At 64.2% G+C, this 19,733-nt stretch carries 16 protein-coding genes; 13 read left to right on the top strand and 3 right to left on the bottom strand.

The genetic code is table 11. The annotated features are described in order from the left end of the window. The first annotated feature begins 4 nt into the window (after positions 1 to 4). The 8 genes from AABE10_RS19065 (at position 5) to AABE10_RS19030 (ending at position 9,614) form a co-directional block, all read left to right on the top strand. Positions 5 to 1,057, top strand: a complete 1,053-nt coding sequence (locus AABE10_RS19065; protein ID WP_342934804.1) for a GlxA family transcriptional regulator — start codon at positions 5 to 7, stop codon at positions 1,055 to 1,057. Positions 1,058 to 2,030: 973 nt separating this feature from the next. Beyond that, positions 2,031 to 3,260 carry an aspartate aminotransferase family protein gene (locus tag AABE10_RS19060; RefSeq protein WP_342934803.1) on the top strand — a complete coding sequence of 410 codons (1,230 nt, stop codon included), beginning with the start codon at positions 2,031 to 2,033 and terminating at the stop codon, positions 3,258 to 3,260. Between the two features lie 47 nt (positions 3,261 to 3,307). Next, on the top strand, positions 3,308 to 4,360 hold the full coding sequence (gene aruF / locus AABE10_RS19055) for an arginine/ornithine succinyltransferase subunit alpha (RefSeq protein WP_342934802.1): 1,053 nt from the start codon (positions 3,308 to 3,310) through the stop codon (positions 4,358 to 4,360). Then, positions 4,357 to 5,382 (top strand): arginine N-succinyltransferase, encoded by a 1,026-nt coding sequence (gene astA, locus AABE10_RS19050; RefSeq protein WP_342934801.1) that lies wholly within the window; start codon positions 4,357 to 4,359, stop codon positions 5,380 to 5,382. The genes aruF and astA overlap by 4 nt, the downstream gene beginning before the upstream one ends. A 33-nt stretch (positions 5,383 to 5,415) precedes the next feature. Then, complete coding sequence (astD, locus tag AABE10_RS19045) at positions 5,416 to 6,879, top strand: succinylglutamate-semialdehyde dehydrogenase (RefSeq protein ID WP_342934800.1); 1,464 nt, start codon at positions 5,416 to 5,418, stop codon at positions 6,877 to 6,879. A gap of 9 nt (positions 6,880 to 6,888) precedes the next feature. Continuing rightward, positions 6,889 to 8,229 carry an N-succinylarginine dihydrolase gene (gene astB, locus AABE10_RS19040; protein ID WP_342934799.1) on the top strand — a complete coding sequence of 447 codons (1,341 nt, stop codon included), beginning with the start codon at positions 6,889 to 6,891 and terminating at the stop codon, positions 8,227 to 8,229. Continuing rightward, positions 8,213 to 9,265 (top strand): succinylglutamate desuccinylase, encoded by a 1,053-nt coding sequence (gene astE, locus AABE10_RS19035; RefSeq protein ID WP_342934798.1) that lies wholly within the window; start codon positions 8,213 to 8,215, stop codon positions 9,263 to 9,265. The genes astB and astE overlap by 17 nt, the downstream gene beginning before the upstream one ends. A gap of 4 nt (positions 9,266 to 9,269) precedes the next feature. After that, positions 9,270 to 9,614 carry a hypothetical protein gene (locus AABE10_RS19030; RefSeq protein ID WP_342934797.1) on the top strand — a complete coding sequence of 115 codons (345 nt, stop codon included), beginning with the start codon at positions 9,270 to 9,272 and terminating at the stop codon, positions 9,612 to 9,614. Between the two features lie 271 nt (positions 9,615 to 9,885). Here the strand turns inward: AABE10_RS19030 and AABE10_RS19025 are convergent, their stop codons facing one another. Then, entirely contained in the window at positions 9,886 to 10,362 is a 477-nt protein-coding gene (locus AABE10_RS19025; protein ID WP_342934796.1) for a hypothetical protein, read from the bottom strand. 235 nt (positions 10,363 to 10,597) lie between these two features. On the opposite strand from AABE10_RS19025, the gene AABE10_RS19020 reads away from it, so the two are divergent. Both AABE10_RS19020 and AABE10_RS19015 read left to right on the top strand, forming a co-directional pair. Beyond that, complete coding sequence (locus tag AABE10_RS19020; RefSeq protein WP_342934795.1) at positions 10,598 to 11,389, top strand: ABC transporter substrate-binding protein; 792 nt, start codon at positions 10,598 to 10,600, stop codon at positions 11,387 to 11,389. Positions 11,390 to 11,736: 347 nt separating this feature from the next. Continuing rightward, positions 11,737 to 13,092 carry an EAL and HDOD domain-containing protein gene (locus tag AABE10_RS19015; RefSeq protein ID WP_342934794.1) on the top strand — a complete coding sequence of 452 codons (1,356 nt, stop codon included), beginning with the start codon at positions 11,737 to 11,739 and terminating at the stop codon, positions 13,090 to 13,092. Positions 13,093 to 13,191: 99 nt separating this feature from the next. Here the strand turns inward: AABE10_RS19015 and AABE10_RS19010 are convergent, their stop codons facing one another. Continuing rightward, positions 13,192 to 14,649, bottom strand: coding sequence for an HDOD domain-containing protein (locus tag AABE10_RS19010; protein WP_342934793.1), 1,458 nt, complete (start codon positions 14,647 to 14,649; stop codon positions 13,192 to 13,194). 85 nt (positions 14,650 to 14,734) lie between these two features. Beyond that, the gene (locus tag AABE10_RS19005) at positions 14,735 to 16,609 is read right to left on the bottom strand and encodes a sensor domain-containing phosphodiesterase (RefSeq protein WP_342934792.1); all 1,875 of its coding nucleotides are present in this window, start codon (positions 16,607 to 16,609) and stop codon (positions 14,735 to 14,737) included. Positions 16,610 to 16,923: 314 nt separating this feature from the next. On the opposite strand from AABE10_RS19005, the gene AABE10_RS19000 reads away from it, so the two are divergent. From AABE10_RS19000 to AABE10_RS18990, 3 genes are all read left to right on the top strand, one after another. Next, complete coding sequence (locus AABE10_RS19000) at positions 16,924 to 18,306, top strand: EAL and HDOD domain-containing protein (RefSeq protein WP_342934907.1); 1,383 nt, start codon at positions 16,924 to 16,926, stop codon at positions 18,304 to 18,306. Between the two features lie 228 nt (positions 18,307 to 18,534). Continuing rightward, positions 18,535 to 19,098, top strand: coding sequence for a redoxin domain-containing protein (locus tag AABE10_RS18995; protein ID WP_342934791.1), 564 nt, complete (start codon positions 18,535 to 18,537; stop codon positions 19,096 to 19,098). 51 nt (positions 19,099 to 19,149) lie between these two features. Beyond that, the gene (locus AABE10_RS18990; protein ID WP_342934790.1) at positions 19,150 to 19,614 is read left to right on the top strand and encodes a hypothetical protein; all 465 of its coding nucleotides are present in this window, start codon (positions 19,150 to 19,152) and stop codon (positions 19,612 to 19,614) included. The last annotated feature ends 119 nt before the right edge of the window (positions 19,615 to 19,733 follow it).

Raw genomic sequence — 19,733 nt, 5'->3', positions numbered from 1 at the left:
ATCAATGGCACGCCCGTCGTCCAGTCCGGCACGCACGACTCAGGTCGCGATCGTCGCGTTGCCGCCCGTCTCGATGTCGGGCGTGGGTCCCATCGTCGATGCGTTGAATCTCGCCAACGAGATCGACGGCCGCGCGTTGTACCGCTGGCAGGTGTGCTCGTGGGACGGCCGGCCTGTGCCGTTTGCGGGCGGAGCGCACTGGCCCGCCGATGCCGCGTTCGGCGATGCGATTTCATGCGACTGGCTGATCATCGTCAGCGAGCGCTTCCAGCAATTCGCGGATTACCGCCTGTTCCTCGCGAGCCTGTCGCGCGTCGGCCAGCGCACGCCGCTCGTGACGGGTATTCATCATGGCGTCTGGTGGCTCGCGATGGCGGGGCAGTTGTCCGGCTATCGCGTGAGCGTGAACTGGGAGACGTACCAGCAGTTCACGGAGCAATTCGAGCGTTCGATCGTCACGCAGCAGATCTTCGAGATCGACCGTGACCGCGCGACCTGCGCGGGCGGCCAGGCGACCGTCGATTTCATGCTCGCGATGATCGGCCGCGACCACGGGCCTGAGCTTGCGGAGCGGATCGCGGACACGATGGGCGTCGGCACGCTGCGCTCGGGCGAAGAGCGCCAGCGCATTCCCTTCGTGACGGCGCCGGGCGAGCGCCATCCGCGATTGAACGATGCATTGCTGTTGATGGAAGCGAACATCGAAGACCCGCTGACCTCGGACGAGATCGCGGGGCTGGTCGGCGTATCGCGCCGGCAGCTCGAACGTCTGTTTCGCCAGTACCTTGGCTCGATGCCGTCGAAATACTACCTGGGCTTGCGCCTTGCGAAGGCGCGCACGCAGTTGCAGCGCACGAGCAAGTCGGTCGTGCAGATCAGCCTCGCGTGCGGGTTCTCGTCGGCGGCGCACTTTTCGAATGCTTACCGCGAGCGGTTCGGCGTGACGCCGCGAGAAGAGCGGCGCAACTGGATCGAGAAGCAGCACGGGGTTGGGGTTGCACGCGCGGGCATCGATGAGCCGCGGCCGGCGGCGTTGATTGAGCGGCCTGATGTTTAGGTTTTCTTTTTGTCTGCGATGCTATTGGTTTATGGCTTGCTGCCGGCATCCGCAATGCGGATTGTGTCTGCCGACGGTTTTTGTTTGGGCTTTTTTAGCGTGCCGCGGGCATGTGCGAATGCGTGGCTATTCCAGCGTGCCGCTGGCATCCGCGATGCACCTCGCGGCGCGGGCGTTGCCCCTGTGCGGGGCGGCACCTACTTTTCTTTGCCGCCGCAAAGAAAAGTAGGCAAAAGAAAGCGGGCTAACACCGCCCGCACTTGACCTCTACCCACGGGCTCTCAACGGCCCCGTGCTTCGCCCCCCAATGTGCTCGCTTATGCAGTTGCCAACGTGCTGGCTAAACGCCTCACCCGTTTCATACACGTATGGTTACGGCCACGGCTATCGAAGGTTTCAGCGCCGAATGTCGGTAGTGAATGAGATTGCTGTGACGTACAGGGCAACGCTCTCGCTGCGGTCGCATCGCGCAGCGCAGGTGTCCTGTGCGGTGCGATTGCCTACACACAGTTGGCCGCAAAGGGGCCGGGGATATTCGATGTCGCGGGCCGCGACGTGGGTGCATGAGCAGGTAAGGCCTCGAATAAACGCGCTGGCAACATGCATGACATAGCACGCTGCCGGTTGAAGGACGGGGACGTTGAGAGCCCGTGGGTAAAGGTGAAAGACTGGCGGTGTGAGCGGCTTTCTTCTGCCTGCTCTTCTTTGCCGCGGCAAAGAAGAGTAGGTGCCGCCCCGCACAGGGGCAACGCCTGCGCCGGTAGGCGCATCGCGGATGCCGGCGGCAAGCCATAAAAACCAAAAGCGAAAAGCCGTCGCAGACAAAAACCGCATACGCGGATGCCCGCGACGACGGCAAATCAAGACAGTGTCGCCAGACATTAAAAAGAACCCGTCGCTTCCACGCAAGACGCCTCGCGCCACGTCACCTACACTAGGAACCATTACTGTGAACGAGCCCCAAGGACCCGCCATGAACGACCAGAACGTAACCCGCCAGACCTTCGACGAAGTCATGGTCCCCGTATTCGCGCCGGCGTCTTTCGTGCCGGATCGCGGCGTCGGTTCCCGTGTGTGGGACACGCAAGGCAAGGACTATATCGACTTCGCGGGCGGCATCGCCGTGACGGCGCTGGGCCACGCGCACCCGGATCTGCTGAAGGTTCTGCACGATCAGGGCGCGAAGCTGTGGCACATCGGTAACGGTTACACGAACGAGCCCGTGCTGCGTCTGGCAAAGCGTCTCGAAGAACTGACCTTCGCCGACCGCGCGTTCTTCGCGAACTCGGGTGCGGAAGCCAACGAAGCCGCGCTGAAACTCGCGCGCCGCGTCGCCTTCGACCGCTTCGGCGCGGAGAAGGACGAAATCATCTCGTTCACGCAGTCGTTTCATGGCCGCACGTTCTTCACGGTGAGCGTCGGCGGCCAGCCGAAGTATTCGGAAGGCTTCGGCCCGGTGCCGGGAGGCATCCGGCATCTGCCTTACAACGACATCGACGCGGCGCGCGCGGCCATCGGCCCGAAGACGTGTGCCGTGATCGTCGAGCCGGTGCAGGGCGAAGGCGGCGTGATTCCCGCCGATCCCGCGTTCCTGAAGGCGCTGCGCGAAGCGTGCGACCAGCACGATGCGCTGCTGATTTTCGACGAAGTGCAGACGGGCGTGGGCCGCACGGGCTTCTTCTACGCATACGAGGACACGGGCGTGACGCCCGACGTGCTGACAACGGCCAAGGCGCTCGGCAACGGCTTTCCGATCGGCGCGATGCTGACCACGAAAGAACTCGCCGCTCACTTCAAGGTCGGCGTGCACGGCACGACGTATGGCGGCAATCCGCTCGCGACGGCGATCGCGCTGAAGGTAGTCGATCTCGTCAGCGATCCGAAGCTGCTTGAGGGCGTGCGCGCGCGCAGCGAAGCACTGAAGGCGACGCTCGCGAAGATCAACGAACGCTTCGGCATTTTCAGCGAAGTGCGCGGCAAGGGCCTGCTGATCGGTGCCGAACTGACGGACGCTTACAAGGGCCGCGCGAAAGACTTCGTGACGGCAGCGGGCAAGCACGGCGTGATCATGCTGATGGCCGGTCCCGATGTGCTGCGTTTCGCGCCATCGCTGATCATTCCGCTCGACGACATGAACGAAGGTCTCGCGCGCTTCGAAAAGGCGATCGAGGAACTCGTCGGCGCCACGGCGCTGGCCAGGTAATCCGCCGGGCAACGAGCCACATTAAAGCTTCATTACACGAGACCACGATGCTCTTCGTCCGCCCAAGCCGCCTGGCCGATCTCGACGCCTTGCAACAGATGGCGCGCAATGCGCAGCCCGTGCTGCACTCGCTGCCGCACGACCGGCGCGCGCTGGAGGCGCGCGTCGCGTTGTCGGAAGACTCGTTTCGCGCGGAAGTCGATTTTCCGGGCGAGGAGTTCTATCTCTTCGTGCTGGAGGACAGCGAGACGGGCAAGCTGCACGGCACGGCGAGCATCGTCGCGGCAGCCGGCTACTCGGAACCGTTCTACGTGTTCCGCAACGATGCCCTCATTCACGCGTCGCGCGAACTGCACGTGAACCGCAAGATTCACGCGCTGACGATGTCGCATGAACTAACCGGCAAGAGCCGTCTCGCCGGCTTCTATATCGACCCCGCGATGCGCGGCGATGCCGCCGCTCATCTGATGTCCCGCGCGCGCATGATGTACATCGCCGCGAACCGCAAGCGCTTCACGCCCGAAGTCTTCTCGCTGCTGCTCGGCGTGACGGACGACGCGGGCGTGTCGCCGTTCTGGGAGGCCGTCGGCCGCAAGTTCTTCGGCCGCAATTTCGCGGACATCGAAGTGCAGTCGGGCGGACGCAGCAGCACGTTCATAGCGGAAGTGATGCCGAGCTATCCGATCTATGTGCCGCTGTTGCCCGAAGCCGCGCAGCGCGTGCTCGGCGAGCCCGACGAAAAGGCGCTGCTCGCGTACGACATCCACATGGAAGAGGGCTTCGAGACGGACCGCTACGTCGATATCTTCGATGCGGGCCCGGTGCTCACCGCCCAGGTCGATCGCAGCACATGCGTGGCGCGCAACGAGACGCGCACGGTGCGCGAGACATCGGCGCAACAGGGCGCGACGTATCTGATCGCGAGCAACAAGCCCGGCGAATTCCGCTGCGTGCTCGCCGATCTGCCTGCGCAGAAGGACGAAGGCGCGCCGCTGCCGGCGGCCGCGCGTCACGCGCTCGGCGTGCGGGACGGCGAGGCCGTGCGCTGCGTGCCACTGCATCAGCAGGAACAGAAACACACTACGGGAGAAGCACAATGATCGTCGTTCGCGTCGTGCAGACGGGCGATGTGGACGCGCTTGTCGCGCTCGCTCAGGAGACGGGGCCCGGTCTCACGACCTTCAAGCCGGACCGCGACGCGCTCGCCGCGCGCATCGCTCGCGCGCGGCGCACGATAGAGGACAAGGCCGCGTCGCACGAGAAGGGCTACTTCTTCGTGATGGAAGACTCGCAGACGAAGGACATTGCAGGTGTCTGCGGCATCGAAACGGCCGTGGGACTCGAGCAGCCGTTCTACAACTATCGCGTGAGCACGGTCGTGCATGCGTCGCAGGACCTCGGCATCTGGACGCGCATGCGGGCGCTCAACATCTCGCACGACCTGACGGGTTACGCGGAAGTGTGCTCGCTGTTTCTGAGTCCGCGTTATCGCGCGCACGGCGTGGGCGGCTTGCTGTCGCGCTCGCGCTTCATGTTCATCGCGCAGTTTCGCGACCGCTTCCCGCAGCGCATATGCGCTGAGCTGCGCGGCCATTTCGACGCGGACGGCACGTCGCCGTTCTGGCGCGCGGTCGGCTCGCACTTCTATCAGATCGACTTCAACGCCGCGGACTATCTCAGCTCGCATGGCCGCAAGTCGTTCCTCGCGGAACTGATGCCGCGCTTCCCCGTGTATGTCGAATTGCTGCCCGAAGACGCGCAGCAGGCGATCGGCCTCACGCATAGCGATACGTTGCCCGCGCGCAAGATGCTCGAAGCGGAAGGGCTGCGTTACGAGAATCACGTCGACATCTTCGATGCGGGCCCCGTGCTCGAGTGCCACGTCGCGGACCTACGCACGGTGCGCGAGAGCGTCGTCGTGCCCGTCGAGATCGCCACGAGTCAAGCGCAGGAAGATGGCCCGCGCTCGCTCGTATCGAACACGTCGCTTGCGGATTTCCGCACAGGCGTGGCGGCGGGCGTCGTCGAGGACGGCGTGTTCCGTCTGTCGGCGGACGAGGCGGCGGCATTGAACGTGAAGCCAGGCGAGCCTGTGCGCGTGCTGCCGCTGAAACGCAAATGAGCGTAAGTAAGTGAGAGAGAAACAAGGACTGACATGAGCGAGCTTTTCATCGACGGCGAATGGATCGCCGGCACAGGACACGCATTCGCATCGCGCAACCCGGGCACGGGCGCGACGGTGTGGGAAGGCAATAGCGCATCGGCCGAAGATGTCGATCGCGCCGTGATGAGCGCGCGCCGTGCGTTCGCGATGTGGTCGGCCGTGAGCCTCGACGAGCGCATCGCCATCGTGCGCCGCTTCGCTGCATTGATCAACGAACGCAAGGAAGCGATCGCCGACGCGATCGGCCGGGAAACGGGCAAGCCGTTGTGGGAAGCGCGCACGGAAGCCGCGTCGATGGCGGCGAAGGTCGAGATTTCGATCCAGTCGTACAACGAGCGCACGGGCGAACGGCGCGCCGCGATGGCGGACGGCACGGCCGTGCTGCGTCATCGCCCGCATGGCGTCGTGGCCGTGTTCGGTCCGTATAACTTTCCGGGGCATCTGCCGAACGGGCACATCGTGCCTGCGCTGATCGCGGGCAACGCCGTCGTGTTCAAGCCCTCGGAACTTGCGCCGGGCGTCGCGCGCGTCACCGTCGAAGTGTGGCGTGACGCGGGTCTGCCCGCTGGCGTGCTGAATCTCGTGCAAGGCGAGAGGGACACGGGCATCGCGCTTGCGAATCATCGGCAGATCGACGGCCTGTTCTTCACGGGCAGCTCGGATACGGGCACGCTGCTGCACAAGCAGTTCGGCGGCCGGCCCGAAATCGTGCTCGCGCTGGAGATGGGCGGCAACAATCCCCTCGTCGTCGCGCCAGTCGCGGATATCGACGCGGCTGTGCATCACACGATCCAATCGGCGTTCCTGTCGGCCGGGCAGCGTTGCACGTGCGCGCGGCGCATCTTCGTGCCGAACGATGCGTTCGGCGAGCGCTTCGTCGAGCGTCTCGTCGACGTGACGTCGCGCATCGCGGTCGGCGAATACAACGCCGATCCGCAGCCGTACATGGGCGCCGTGATTTCGGCGCGCGCGGCGGCGCGTCTGGTCGAAGCGCAGGGGCGCCTGATCGCCGACGGCGCGAAGCCGCTGCTGAAGATGGAGCAACGCGATCCGAAGCTCGGCTTCGTGACGCCCGCGATTCTCGACGTGACGAACGTGCAGAGCCTGCCTGACGAGGAGCACTTCGGCCCGCTCGCGCAGATCATTCGCTACGGTTCGTTCGACGAAGCGATCACGGGCGCGAACGATACCGAGTTCGGTCTGTCGGCCGGACTGCTCGCCGATGACGAAGCGCTGTGGACGCACTTTCAGCGCGCGATCCGCGCCGGCATTGTGAACTGGAACCGGCCGACCAATGGCGCATCGTCGGCGGCGCCGTTTGGCGGCACGGGGCGCTCAGGCAATAACCGGCCGAGCGCGTACTATGCGGCCGATTACTGCGCGTACCCGATGGCCTCCGTCGAAAGCGCGCAACTGCAAATGCCCGCGAGCGTGTCGCCGGGTCTTCATTTTTAAGGATCGACGATGCAAGCCACTGAAGCGAATTTCGACGGACTCGTCGGGCCGACTCACAACTACGCAGGGCTGTCGTTCGGCAACGTCGCGTCGCAGACCAACGAGAAGTCCGTTGCGAACCCGAAGGCCGCTGCAAAGCAGGGGCTGCGCAAGATGAAGCAGCTCGCGGACCTCGGTTTCAATCAGGGCGTGCTGCCGCCGCAAGAACGTCCGTCGATGCGCCTGTTGCGCGAGCTGGGTTTTTCGGGCGATGAGGCGAGTGTGATCGCGCGCGTCGCGAAGAACGCGCCAGAGTTGCTCGCGGCGGCGAGTTCCGCATCGGCGATGTGGACGGCGAACGCGGCGACCGTCAGCCCATCCGCGGACACGCACGATGGCCGCGTGCACTTCACGCCCGCGAACCTGACGAGCAAGCTGCATCGCGCAATCGAACACGAATCGACGCGCCGCACGCTGCGCGCGATTTTCGCGGACCCGTCGCGTTTCGTCGTGCATGAAGCGCTGCCGGGCACGCCTGCGCTCGGCGACGAAGGCGCGGCGAATCACACGCGTTTTTGCGCGCAGTACGGCGCGAAGGGCGTCGAATTCTTCGTCTACGGACGCAGCGAATATCGCCGCGGACCGGAGCCGAAACGTTACCCCGCGCGTCAGACATTCGAGGCGAGCCGTGCGGTTGCGCATCGTCATGGCCTTTCCGACGATGCAACCGTGTACGCGCAACAGACGCCCGATGTGATCGACGCGGGCGTGTTCCACAACGACGTGATCGCGGTGGGCAATGCGCGCACGCTGTTCTGCCATCAGCTGGCGTTCGTCGATCAAAAGGCTGTGTACGACGAACTGCGCGCGAAGCTTTCCACGCTCAACGGCGAATTCAATGTGATCGAAGTGCCGGACGCGCAGGTGAGCGTCGCGGATGCCGTGACGTCGTATCTGTTCAACAGCCAGCTGCTGTTGCGCGGCGACGGCCGCCAGGTGCTGGTCGTGCCGCAGGAGTGCCGCGAGAATCCGCGCGTTGCGGCGTATCTGGACGAACTCGCATCGGGCAAGGCGCCGATCGACGACGTGCTTGCTTTCGATCTGCGCGAGAGCATGAAGAACGGCGGCGGTCCCGCGTGCCTGCGCCTGCGAGTGGTGCTCAACGATGCCGAGCGCGGCGCGGTGGCGCCGGGCGTGTGGATCGACGACAGCCTCTTCACTCGGCTCGATGCGTGGATCGAGAAGCACTATCGCGATCGTCTCGCGCCGCTGGATCTGGCCGATCCGCAGTTGCTCCTGGAGTCGCGCACGGCGCTCGACGAACTGACACAGATTCTGGGTCTGGGATCGCTATATGACTTCCAGCGCTGATACTTCCGTGCCGGCGATGCTCGACGATTTCGTCGCGTTCACGCTCGCGGGCGCGCAGCCTGGCGACGATGCGCGCGCCGGCGTGTGCGCGAACGGCGCGCAATGGTCGTGGATCGATGACGGCGTGCTGCAGTTCGAGCCCGCTGCGTCATCGGGCGGTGACGTGCGCAGCGTGCTTGCGTCGGCGGGCATTCATGGCGACGAGACCGCGCCCATCGAGTTGCTGTCGTTTCTGGTTCGCGACATTGCGCATGGACGCGTTGCGCTCGAATGCCGGGTGCTCGTCATTCTGGGAAACGTGCAGGCGATGCGCGAGTCGTGCCGCTATATCGACGACGATCTGAACCGGCTCTTCAGCGGGCGTCATGCGCAGTTGCCTGAAAGTCACGAGGCGCCGCGTGCTGCCGCGTTGGAGCGCATTGCGACGCGTTTTTTCGCCGATGCCTCGGATGCGCCGGGTGCGCGCTGGCACATCGACATGCACACGGCGATTCGCGCTTCCGTGTTCGAGCAGTTTGCGTTGCTGCCGCATACGGGCGCGCCGTTGTCACGTTCGATGTTCGAGTGGCTGCGCGACGCGCGTATCGCGGCTGTGCTGCTGCATACGACGAAGGGCAACACATACTCGCATTTCACGGCCGAGTTTTGCGGCGCGGATGCCTGCACGTTGGAGCTCGGGAAGGTCAGGCCTTTTGGGCAAAACGACTTGTCGCGGTTTGTTGGCGCGGATCATGCCGTGCGGCAGCTCATCGCTGGTGAAGCGGGGAATGCATCGCTTGCTTTGCCGCGCGTGTTTACCGTGATCGATCAGATCACGAAGAAGAGCGATGCATTTGAATTGCTATTCGCAAAGGACGTGGCCAACTTCACGGCGTTCGGGCGCGATACGGTGCTTGCGCGAGATGGGGATTATCGGTATGTCGTGCGTCACGACGAAGAGCGGATTGTGTTTCCTAATGCGACCGTGAAGCCTGGATTGAGAGCGGGGCTTCTGGTTGTCGAAACGACTGATGAGACGCATTCGGTACTAGTGTAGTTTTTTGTCTGCGACGCTGTTGGTTTTTTTGCTTTTGCGCTGGCATCCGCAATTGCGTGGTTGTTTCAGCGTGCCGCTGGCATCCGCAATTGCGTGGTTGTTTCAGCGTGCCGCTGGCATCCGCAATTGCGTGGTTGTTTCAGCGTGCCGCCGGCATCCGCAATTGCGTGGTTGTTTCAGCGTGCCGCCGGCATCCGCGATTGCGTGGTTGTTTCAGCGTGCCGCTGGCATCCGCAATTGCGTAGTTGTTTCAGCATGCCGCCGGCATCCGCAATTGCGCCTCGCGGCGCAGGCGTTGCCCCTGTGCGGGGCGGCACCTACTTTTCTTTGCCGCCGCAAAGAAAAGTAGGCAAAAGAAAGCGGGCTAACACCGCCCGAACTGACGACTACCCACGGGCTCTCAACGTCCCCGTGTTTCGCACCGCAATGTGCTCGCTGATGTTCGTTGCCAACACGCTAGTTGAACGCCTCACCCACTTCACGCACCTGTGGCACGACTAAAGGGCACTGAATGTTCCAGCGCCGCATGTCGGTAGTGAATCCGGTTGCTGTGTCGCGCAGGGCGCCGTCCTCACTTGAGCCGCATCGCGTAGCGAAGGTTTCCTGTGCGCTGCGAATGCCTACACACAGTTTGCCGCAAAGGGGCCGGGGATATTTGATGTCGCGGGCCGCAACACGGGTGCATGAAGGGTGACGCGTTCGATAAATGCGCTGGCAACGCGCATGAGCCAGCACCCTGCCGCATGAAGGACGGGGACGTTGAGAGCCCATGGGTAATCGTCAAGCACTGGCGGTGTGAGCGGCTTTCTTCTGCCTACTCTTCTTTGCCGCGGCAAAGAAGAGTAGGTGCCGCCCCGCACAGGGGCAACGCCTGCGCCGCGAGGCGCAATTGCGGATGCCGGCGGCACGCTGAAACAACCACGCAATTGCGGATGCCGGCGGCACGCTGAAACAACCACGCAATTGCGGATGCCGGCGGCACGCTGAAACAACCACGCAATTGCGGATGCCGGCGGCACGCTGGAATAACCACGCATGCGCGAATGCCAGCGGCAAGCTGAAAAAACAAAAAACCGCCGGCGGACAACAAAATTCATTGCCCCTCTCCGACAAGAACTTACAAAATTCGCGCGCAGCAAGAACCCTAACCCAAACACCGCCACGCGGAGCGAACCCGCGGACCCTGTAAAATCCACCGCCTTGTGCGTCGCACCAACCCCCGCGCATGCGTTTGAACTGCATTTTTGACGTTGCAATGATCACGCGCACGCCCAACGCGGGGCGTACCGCATCCCAGCTACCGCACACCAGCACTTCTTTAGGAAAACATCGATGAAAATGAGTTGGCAAAAGATGGCCGCGCTCGCCGCATTCGCGGGCGCGATGATGGCAGTGAACGCAACGGCCGCCGAGATCAAGGAACTTCGCTTCGGCGTCGAGGCGTCGTATGCGCCGTTCGAATCGAAGTCGCCGGCGGGTGAGCTGCAAGGCTTCGATATCGATATCGGCAACGCCGTCTGCGCCCGGCTCAAGACGAAGTGCGTGTGGGTCGAGAACTCGTTCGACGGCCTGATCCCCGCGCTCCAGGCCCGCAAGTTCAACGCGATCAACTCGGATATGTCGATCACCGACCAGCGCCGTGCGGCCATCGACTTCACCGATCCCATCTACGTGATCCCCAACCAGATGATCGCGAGGAAGGGCAGCGGCCTCCAGCCGACGGCCGCATCGCTGAAGGGCAAGCACGTCGGCGTGCTGCAAGGCACGATCCAGGAAACCTACGCGAAGGCCAAGTGGGCGCCCGCAGGCGTCGACGTGATTCCGTATCAGACGCAAGACCAGGTGTACGCCGATCTAGTCGCGGGCCGTCTCGATGCATCGTTCCAGGACGCGGAAGCGGCCTCCAAGGGCTTCCTCAAGAAGCCGCAGGGCGCAGGCTTCGAATTCGCGGGGCCAGCCGTTTCGGACGAAAAGCTGCTCGGCTCGGGCGTCGGCTTCGGCATCCGCAAGGGCGACGCCGCGCTGAAGGACGCCGTCAACCAGGCTCTGAAGGAACTGAAGGCCGACGGCACGATCGACCGCCTCGCCGCCAAATACTTCGACGTGAAAGTCGTGCTCAAGTAATACGCGCGTCATCGGCTGCGGATAAGCTCGCCGATGTCGTTCCACTAAGGCCGCTTCGAGCGGCCGTTTTGTTTTTTTGCCCTTGTTTCATGGTCTTTTTCACGCAGCCGTGCTCCCGGGCCATTGTGGCTGCGCTAAAATCAGCGAGCGGGGAAAGGGGCTCGATGCGCCGCGCTCAGGAAGCGAACGCTTTGAAGCCTGAAGAAGAACACTGAACACGATGAGAGTACGAAGCGCCACGCTTCGCCGCAACTACTTGCATGAGACCAGAGCAGGCACGGGACGAGAGCGCGCGCTAAAGCGCCCACGCCCATCGACACGCCTCGTCTGCTCGACAGGGGACCGGAATGACCACCAACGCAGTCGCTGAAGAACGCCAGTTCGAAGGCGTTCCCGGCATCGCGCAGGACCAGCGGGCAAACGTTTCATTTGCCCGTCAGCCTATTCTGAATCGCGACAACATGTTGTGCGCGTTCGAACTCAAGGTGCACCAGCCGCCCGTCGCGCAAACGAGCGAAGAGCCGGCAGCGGCCGACGAGCCCTCGTCGAACGCACAGCGCAGCGCGACGCAAGCCGTCATCCGCGCCGTTTTGCAGGCCGATGTGCGCGCTGCGCTCGCCGGTCATCCGGGCTACCTGCAGATCACGCGCGAACTGCTGTTCGACGACGCGCTCCGCCAGATTCCCGCCGGGCGTTTCATGTTCGAGCTGCCGCCCGAAACAGGAGCCGACGACCAACTGATCGCGCGCATCGTCGAGCTGCATGGCCGCCGCTATCGCTTCGTGCTCGACAACGTCGCGCAGGCCGACGAAACGTTCGCGCGCCTTCTGCCGTACGCGGATGCCGTGAAGATCGACATGAACCGCATCCCGCAGGCGATGTTGCCGAAGTTCGCTAGCGTGCTGAAGTCGGCGGGCAAGCTGCTGATCGCACTCGGCGTCGAGTCGCAAGCCGTGTTCGAGCAGGCCTTCAATCTCGGCTTCGACCGCTTCCAGGGCTATTACTTCGCGCATCCAACGGGCGCGGACGCGCGCAAGGTCAGCGCGCCGCGTCATGCGCTGCTGAACCTGCTGCAACTGCTCGGCGGCGAGCCGACGGTCGCGCAACTCGAAGCGGAACTGAAGCTGAACCCCGTGCTCGTGATGCACCTGATGCGACTCGCGAACTCGAGCGGCCTCGCGATGGGGCGCAAGGTCACGACGCTGCGCGAGGCGATCAACGCGACGGGCACCAACCGCATCGCGCGCTGGACGCAACTGCTGTTGTACGCGGACGGCCGCAAGGTCGCGCTCGAAGACGATCCGTTGCTGCAACTCGCCGCCACGCGCGCACGCTTCATGGAACTGGCCATCGAGCGCCTGCCCGAGGCGGGCCGTCACGAAACCGATGCGGCGTTCCTCACGGGTGTGTTCTCGTTTGTCGATGCGGTGTTCGGCGGCTCGCTCGAACATACGCTGAACGTGCTCGCGCTGTCGAAGCCGATCCGCGACGCGATTCTCCAGCGCGAAGGCGTGCTCGGCACGTTGCTGACCGTGATCGAAGCGCTCGAGCGCGGCGCATGGTCCGACATCGAAAACGGTTGTGCGCGACTCGAAGGCCTGCAGGTGAGCGACGTCGCGCAAATGGGCCTGGTCGCCGCCGCGTGGGCGGGCATCGCCGATCGCAGCGCGGAAGCGGCAGGGCTCGAGCGGATCGAGGATTGAACAAGGCGCGCGGCTCGAATGCATGAGCCGCGCATGTCGATGGCAGAAGGCGCGCGCATGACCTCGGCGTGAGCCGGTCAGCGCGATCTTCCAGTTACTTCACAGCGTTTCCACTTCGCTCACCGGCGCGTGCGCGAAGAACCGTCCCAATTCTCGCGCGAGGTCGTTGAGCGCGGCCATTTCCCGCTGCGAGATGCGGCGCGGCATGTCGTGACGCGTCCAGTCGCCGTAGAGCAGGGCGACCGTCGATTTGTTCTCCAGCATCACGGGCAGCAAGACGAACGAATGCACATCGTCGAATGCGCGGCGATACCAGCCCGGCAAGCGCGCGTGCATCTTCGGATCGCGTGCGTTCTCGATGAAGATGCCGACCGAGTTCGCGATCGCGAGATGAAACACGTCGGGCTCGAACGCCGTCGCGAAGCTGAGCGCGGGCAACGCGCCTTCGATCTTCGCGCCGAAGCCCATCGTTGCCTTGAAGATGCCGTTGCCCTGACGCACGAACACGACGGTGCGCTCGAAGTTCAGCCCGGCGAGCACGGTCTCCGATGCCATCGCGAGCGCGGGCGCGAGTCCGCTGTCGCCCGGCAGCGCCTGTAGCTCGCTCACGCCCGCGAGAATGCACGACTCGGGGTCGAGCGACTCGCGCGCGATCGCATCGGCGTTCGCGCGCAATTCGAAGATCTCGCGCATCACGCCGTCGCGGGTTTCTTCTTCGGCGAGCGTCAGGCTCATGTCGACGAGCACTTCGGGGTCGGTGCCGAGCGTGCGGCTGTAGCGTTGCGCCAGTTCGGCGATGCGCACGTCGCGTTGCGACTCGGGCAGATGCGCCTGCGTGAGCACGTTCGCGACTTCCGTCGAATAGTTCGTGATCGCGCGCAGCCATTGCGCCTGGCGCGGTTCGTCGTGCTGCTGCGGATCGAACCCGGTCATGCCGACGCGGATCATGTCCGGCAGGCGCCAGCGCGTCGCCGCTTCGAGTCCGATCTCCTGGAACGTCACGCCGAGCACGCTTTCGCACGCTTCGTTTTCGCCCATGCCCGTATCGACCTGACGGCGAATCTGGTCCCACTCGGCATCGAGATAGAACACGACCAGCAGCTTGCCGACCTGGCGCATCAGCGTGCACACGACGGCCTCTTCGCCCTGGCGCAGATCGCCGCGCTCGGTGATCTTGCGCGCGACGCAGCCCGAGAGCATCGTGCGGTTCAGTTCGAGTTTCGCGTCGATGCGCCGCGGCACGCTGTGATGAAAGTGATCGACGATCTTCAGGCCGACGACGAGATGACCGACGGCATCCATGCCGAGCACCATCAGCGCGCGCGAGACGGTTGTGATGTTGCCGCCGAACGCCATGTACATCGCCGAGTTCGAGAGACGCAGCACTTTCTGCGTCAGCGCGAAGTCGGAGAGCACGATTTGCACGAGCGCGCTGAAGTCGAGATCGTCGTTGTTCATCGCGGCCATCGTCGTGCGGAGCGACTGCTGCAGCATCGGAAAATCGCCGCGCTCGTTCATGCGAGCCCAGAGCCGGTCAAGCAGCGCAGCCTTTAGCATGAGAATCCCGCGAAAGCCATACAAGTTCCAGTTAGCGCCACGCCGATGCGTGGCCGATGCACAGGGCGAACACGCGTCATCCCGGTCACGCTTCACCATGCACGTGTAGCGCGCGCGATTCGAAGCGCTGCGCGAGTTCTTCGGACGGCAGCGCCTTGCAGACGAGCCAGCCCTGAATGTGATCGCAGCCCATCTCGGTGAGCAGATTGCGCTGTTCTTCCGTCTCGACGCCTTCGGCGACCAGTTCGAGATCGAGTGTCTGCGCGAGGCCCACGACAGCGCTCACGATGGCCTGATCGTTGCGCGAGGTTAGCAGGTTCTCCACAAAACTCCGGTCGATTTTCAGTTTGGCCAGCGGAAAGCGTTGCAGATACGCAAGGCTCGAATAGCCGGTGCCGAAGTCGTCGACGGCGAAGCGGATGCCGAGGCCCGTCAGTTCTTCGAGCAACGTCGTCGCGTGCTGCGGGTCGTGCATCAGCAGGCTTTCGGTGATCTCGAACACGAGCCGGCGCGGATCGATGCCCGTCAGCGCGATCGCTTCGCGCACGCTCTCCTTGAAGCGCGGATCGCGGAATTGTTGCGGCGACACGTTGACCGCGACGTATTGCAGCCGGATGCCTTGCGCGTCCCAGCGGATCAGCTGCATGCATGCGGCCTTCAACACCCAGTTGCCGAGGTAGTTGATGAGGCCGACCGATTCGGCGAGCGGAATGAACATCGACGGCGGCACGAGTCCGTGCACGGGATGCTGCCAGCGGATCAGCGCTTCGACGCCGACTACGCCGCGCGTCTGGCTGCTCGTGATCGGCTGGAAGTGCAGCGAGAACTCGCCGTTGCGCACGCCGTCGTACAGGTCCGATTCGAGCTTGAGGCGCTCGGCGTCGGCGGGGCTGTCGTCGGGCACGTAGAAGGCGAGCGTGTTGCCGCCCGCCGCCTTCGCGCGCAACAGCGCATGATCGGCCCAGCGCAATAGCTGGCTGTCGCGCGGCGAGGCGTCGGACGAATCGGGCGTGCGCTGCGTATCAGACATGTGCTGCGCGTCGGACAGGTGCTGCGCGTCGGGCATGTGCTGCACGTCGGGATACAGCGCGATGCCGACGCTCGCCGACAGATGCACGGGCTGACGGTTGAATGTGTACGGCTGCTGGATCGCCGTCAACAGACGCCGCGCCAGCGCTTCGGCGGCGATTGCCGCATCGGCGCGCGGATGCACGGGCGGCAGCAGGATCGCGAACTCGTCGCTGGAGATGCGCGCGATCACTTCGCCTTGTGTCGCCATGTTGGTCAGGCGCCGCGCGGTATCGCGCAGCATCTCATCGCCCGCGTCGTAGCCGAGCGCGCGGTTCACGCGCTGATAGTCGTCGATATCGAGCAGCAGCAGCGCGGCCGCCTTGCCCGTCGCATCGGCCTTTCGCTGTGCGTTGCGCATGTCCTCGATCAGCGCGGGCAACGTCGCGAGGCCCGTCAGATGATCGTGATGCAGTCGATGCTTGAGGTTCGCTTCCGCCGTGCGCCAGCTCGATACGTCAAAGCCCGCGATCGCGTAGCCTTCGATGCCGTCGTGGCAGTTGCGCACGATGCGCAGTTCGACGGGCACAGGGTAGGTCAGCGACTTGATCAGATCGAGCGTGACCTTTTCGACGGCGCCCGTTTCGTCGGCGCGGCGCAATGCGGCATCGAGAGACGCAACGTCGGCGGGCGCGACGAGTTCGTGCAGCGTGACGGTTTGCAGATATTCGCGGTGGTAGCCGATGAAGCGCAGGCTCGCTTCCGACACATACAGGAACGTGAGGTTGCGCGCCACGTGCGCGAGGAAGTCGACGGCGCCCGCGGCCTGCTCGAGGCCGGCCGCAAGACCTTGCGCGACCGTCGCGTGCGCGGGCTGACGGACCGCGCGGAATCGGTCGATAGCCGTGCGCAGCAAGCCCCGGCGGGCTGGGGTGATCCTGGTCGCTTCCATGTATGTCGGTGACTACCCGGGTTCGTCGTGAGGCGGGACGGCCGCGCAATGCCAGCGGGACGACGGGTCCGTGCGGGCGTAAGGCCATCCATCAGAACGGGATAACGACCCTCGCGGCGGAATCTTTAGCTTTCGCACATAAAAAGCGCCGTAACGTGTGGTAGAGGCTGTTGACCCATGCATGCGTCCGTGAATTCCGCTAAAGTCGCGGCGATCGCGCACCGTTAACGAATCCGATGCGACGTCCAATGTGCCGCGTCGGCGAAGCACGTGCGTTGCCCGAACGGGGCGCGCGCCATCCCGTTCAACTGACTATGGAATTGAAGCCGTCGAAAAAATTGGCCGATCCTTCCCACGACAACGATCAAGCCGCTCGCGTCCAAACGTTTGCGCAAGCGCATGGCGAGCACGACGCGCCGCTGTCGCCGCTGTCCGCGTCACAGTCTTCCGCTCAGTTCGTCTACGTGGGACGTCAGCCGATTCTCGACCGCAACGGCGCGTTGCATGCGTATGAACTGCTCTTTCGCGGCAGCGCGCGCAACTACGCGGAAGTCTCCGACGATGCGCAAGCAACTGCACAGGTCGTCGTGCGCACGATAGGCGGCATCGGTGTGCCGTCGGTGCTCGGCGCGCATCGGGGCTACGTGAACATCAGCAGCAAGCTGCTGTTCGACGACATCGTGCATCTGATGCAGCCCGAGCGCTTCGTGCTCGAAATCCTCGAAACGGTCACGTTCGATGCGCGGCTCATTGCGCGCATCGCCGAGTTGCGGAGCGCGGGCTTTCGCATCGCGCTCGACGACGTGTGCGAGCTGTCGCCGAATCTGCTGACCGTGTTGCCGCACGCGGACATCGTCAAGGTCGACTTCCTGCAGACGGACCGTGCGCAGTTGCGCACGCTCGCGCGGACGCTGCGCATGCACGGCAAGACGCTGATCGCCGAGAAGGTTGAAACGCGCAAAGACTTTGCGCTTGCCCGCGAGTTGGGCTTCCATCTGTTCCAGGGTTATTTCTTTGCGCGGCCGCAGGTGCTGTCGACGCGCCATGACCGTTCATCGCGTGCGTCGCTGATGCGGCTGCTTGCGCTGCTCGCGGGCGAGGCGGGCATCGTCGAGCTAGAAGACGAATTGAAGCGCAATCCGAATGTGGTGATGCAACTGCTTCGCCTCGTGAATTCGAGTGCGTTCGGGCTTGGACGCAATATTTCGTCGCTGCGCGAAGCGATCATCGCGACGGGCACGCGGCAGATCGCGCGCTGGGCGCAACTGTTGCTATACGCGGGCGGCGGCGACCTGCCGTGGCGCTCCGATCCCCTCGTGCAACTGGCGGGCACGCGCGCGCGTTTCATGGAGCTGGCCGCGCGCTGGATACGGCCGAACGACGAAGGTTTCGCCGATGCCGCGTTTCTGACAGGCGCGTTCTCGCTGGTGCATGTGCTCGTCGATTCGACGCCCGGCGAGACGCTCGATCCGCTTGACCTGTCGCCCATCATTCGCGATGCGATCGTCGAACGTGCGGGGCCGATGGGCGCGCTGCTGCGGATCGCCGAAGCGGCGGGCGAAGCGCAGGATGCAGCCGCGATTGCGGCGATCGCAAGCTCGCAATCGCTCGCCGAATTCGCGGCGCTGACGCCCGTGGTGCTCGCCGAGTTGAACCTGTCGGCGGCAGCGTGGTTCGGCGCGCATCTCGTGGATTAAAGTCCGCATCCCGTTCGTTTCATGCATTGGCGGATGATGGCGCGCGTGGTCAGCGGACTGCGCAGTTTGTGGACGGATCGACTGCGTTCATGCTGCGCGCCGACGCGCATTCGCCAAACGTGGTCCAATTGAAGGGGCAGGTTACGGTTGCGGCGGCTCGCATGGCTGATGCGCGAGCGTCGCGCGACATCGCACGGGTATCGTGCGTTCACGATTCGAGGACTCGACATGAAGCAGAAGATTGCGCCGTTCGCGCTGGCCGCTACGCTGTGCGCGAGTTTATCGCTGTATGCGCTGACGGCTTCCGCCACGCTCAAGCCCGGCGACGACGCGCCGGATTTCACGGCGCAGGCGTCGCTGGGAGGCAAAAGCTATCAGTATCAACTCGCCGATGCGCTCAAGAAAGGGCCCGTCGTCCTGTACTTCTATCCCGCCGCCTTCACGAAGGGCTGCACGATCGAGGCGCACGAATTCGCGGAGGCCGTCGACGAGTACAAGAAGTACGGCGCGACCGTGATCGGCGTGTCGCACGACAACATCGACACGCTGACGAAGTTCTCGGTCAGCGAATGCCGCAGCAAATTCCCGGTTGCGGCCGATCCCGATTCGAAGGTCATCAACGCCTATGACGCGGGCTTGCCGATGCACGCGCCGATGGCGAACCGCGTGTCATACGTGATCGCGCCCGACGGCAAGGTCATCTACGAATACACGAGCCTGTCGCCCGACAAGCACGTCGAAAACACGATGCAGGCGCTCAAGGCGTGGGCCACGGCCCACAAGCAGCCTTGATGCCCGGTTGCGCGCAGTCCGCCCCGTTCCACTTCTGATCGCCGATACGCGATGCCCATTGCCGTCGGACTGCTCGTACTGGCCGCGCTGATCTATGGCGCCGTGCAGGCGTTTCACACGCTGTCGGCGCAGTTCGGGCTGGGCGTGGCGGTCGGTGTCGCGGTGCTCGTCGTCGCGCTGCTGCTCGCGGCGCTCGCATGGTGGTGGCGCCGCCGCAAGGAAGTCGCGGCCAATATCCGCGATGGCGACTGGACGCACGGGCTCAAAGGCGAATGGGGCGACGTGCGGCTCGCGGCGGGCAAGCGGCTTTGCGACGTGCGCGTGAGCGGCACGCGCGGCTCGTACATTTTCGCGGACCTTCGACACGCGCAGCCGGTGCGCGATGGCGAGCGCTGGCAGGTCAAGCTCGATGTGAAGGATGCGGCGCATCCCGAATGGCGCTTGCCGATGACGTCGGAGCGCGAGGCGCGTCAGTGGACGCGCATTTTCTTGCTGGCGATGGCGCAGAAGCTTTGAGAAGCGAGGCTTGTGGCTAGTCGGAGTGGTTAGCTGGATGGTTCGCTGAACGCTGGCCTCCGCATGATGCGCGGCGGAGGCCAGCGACCCGGCAATGAAACCACAACGCGAGCCGCCGC

The sequence above is a fragment of the Paraburkholderia diazotrophica genome (assembly GCF_038900755.1).
GTDB lineage: Bacteria > Pseudomonadota > Gammaproteobacteria > Burkholderiales > Burkholderiaceae > Paraburkholderia > Paraburkholderia diazotrophica_A.
Note: the sequence above shows the minus strand (reverse complement) of the source record. Positions and strands in the feature narration are given on the sequence as shown.

Excerpts from the sequence above, each read along its gene's own strand:
- AABE10_RS19015 (WP_342934794.1), top strand. The coding sequence starts at position 11,737 with ATGACCACCAACGCAGTCGCTGAAGAACGCCAGTTCGAAGGCGTTCCC.
- astD (WP_342934800.1), top strand. The coding sequence starts at position 5,416 with ATGAGCGAGCTTTTCATCGACGGCGAATGGATCGCCGGCACAGGACAC.
- astE (WP_342934798.1), top strand. The coding sequence starts at position 8,213 with ATGACTTCCAGCGCTGATACTTCCGTGCCGGCGATGCTCGACGATTTC.
- AABE10_RS19060 (WP_342934803.1), top strand. The coding sequence starts at position 2,031 with ATGAACGACCAGAACGTAACCCGCCAGACCTTCGACGAAGTCATGGTC.
- astB (WP_342934799.1), top strand. The coding sequence starts at position 6,889 with ATGCAAGCCACTGAAGCGAATTTCGACGGACTCGTCGGGCCGACTCAC.
- AABE10_RS19065 (WP_342934804.1), top strand. The coding sequence starts at position 5 with ATGGCACGCCCGTCGTCCAGTCCGGCACGCACGACTCAGGTCGCGATC.
- AABE10_RS19010 (WP_342934793.1), bottom strand. The coding sequence starts at position 14,649 with ATGCTAAAGGCTGCGCTGCTTGACCGGCTCTGGGCTCGCATGAACGAG.
- AABE10_RS18995 (WP_342934791.1), top strand. The coding sequence starts at position 18,535 with ATGAAGCAGAAGATTGCGCCGTTCGCGCTGGCCGCTACGCTGTGCGCG.
- AABE10_RS19020 (WP_342934795.1), top strand. The coding sequence starts at position 10,598 with ATGAAAATGAGTTGGCAAAAGATGGCCGCGCTCGCCGCATTCGCGGGC.
- aruF (WP_342934802.1), top strand. The coding sequence starts at position 3,308 with ATGCTCTTCGTCCGCCCAAGCCGCCTGGCCGATCTCGACGCCTTGCAA.
- AABE10_RS19005 (WP_342934792.1), bottom strand. The coding sequence starts at position 16,609 with ATGGAAGCGACCAGGATCACCCCAGCCCGCCGGGGCTTGCTGCGCACG.
- AABE10_RS19025 (WP_342934796.1), bottom strand. The coding sequence starts at position 10,362 with ATGAATTTTGTTGTCCGCCGGCGGTTTTTTGTTTTTTCAGCTTGCCGC.
- AABE10_RS19000 (WP_342934907.1), top strand. The coding sequence starts at position 16,924 with ATGGAATTGAAGCCGTCGAAAAAATTGGCCGATCCTTCCCACGACAAC.
- astA (WP_342934801.1), top strand. The coding sequence starts at position 4,357 with ATGATCGTCGTTCGCGTCGTGCAGACGGGCGATGTGGACGCGCTTGTC.
- AABE10_RS18990 (WP_342934790.1), top strand. The coding sequence starts at position 19,150 with ATGCCCATTGCCGTCGGACTGCTCGTACTGGCCGCGCTGATCTATGGC.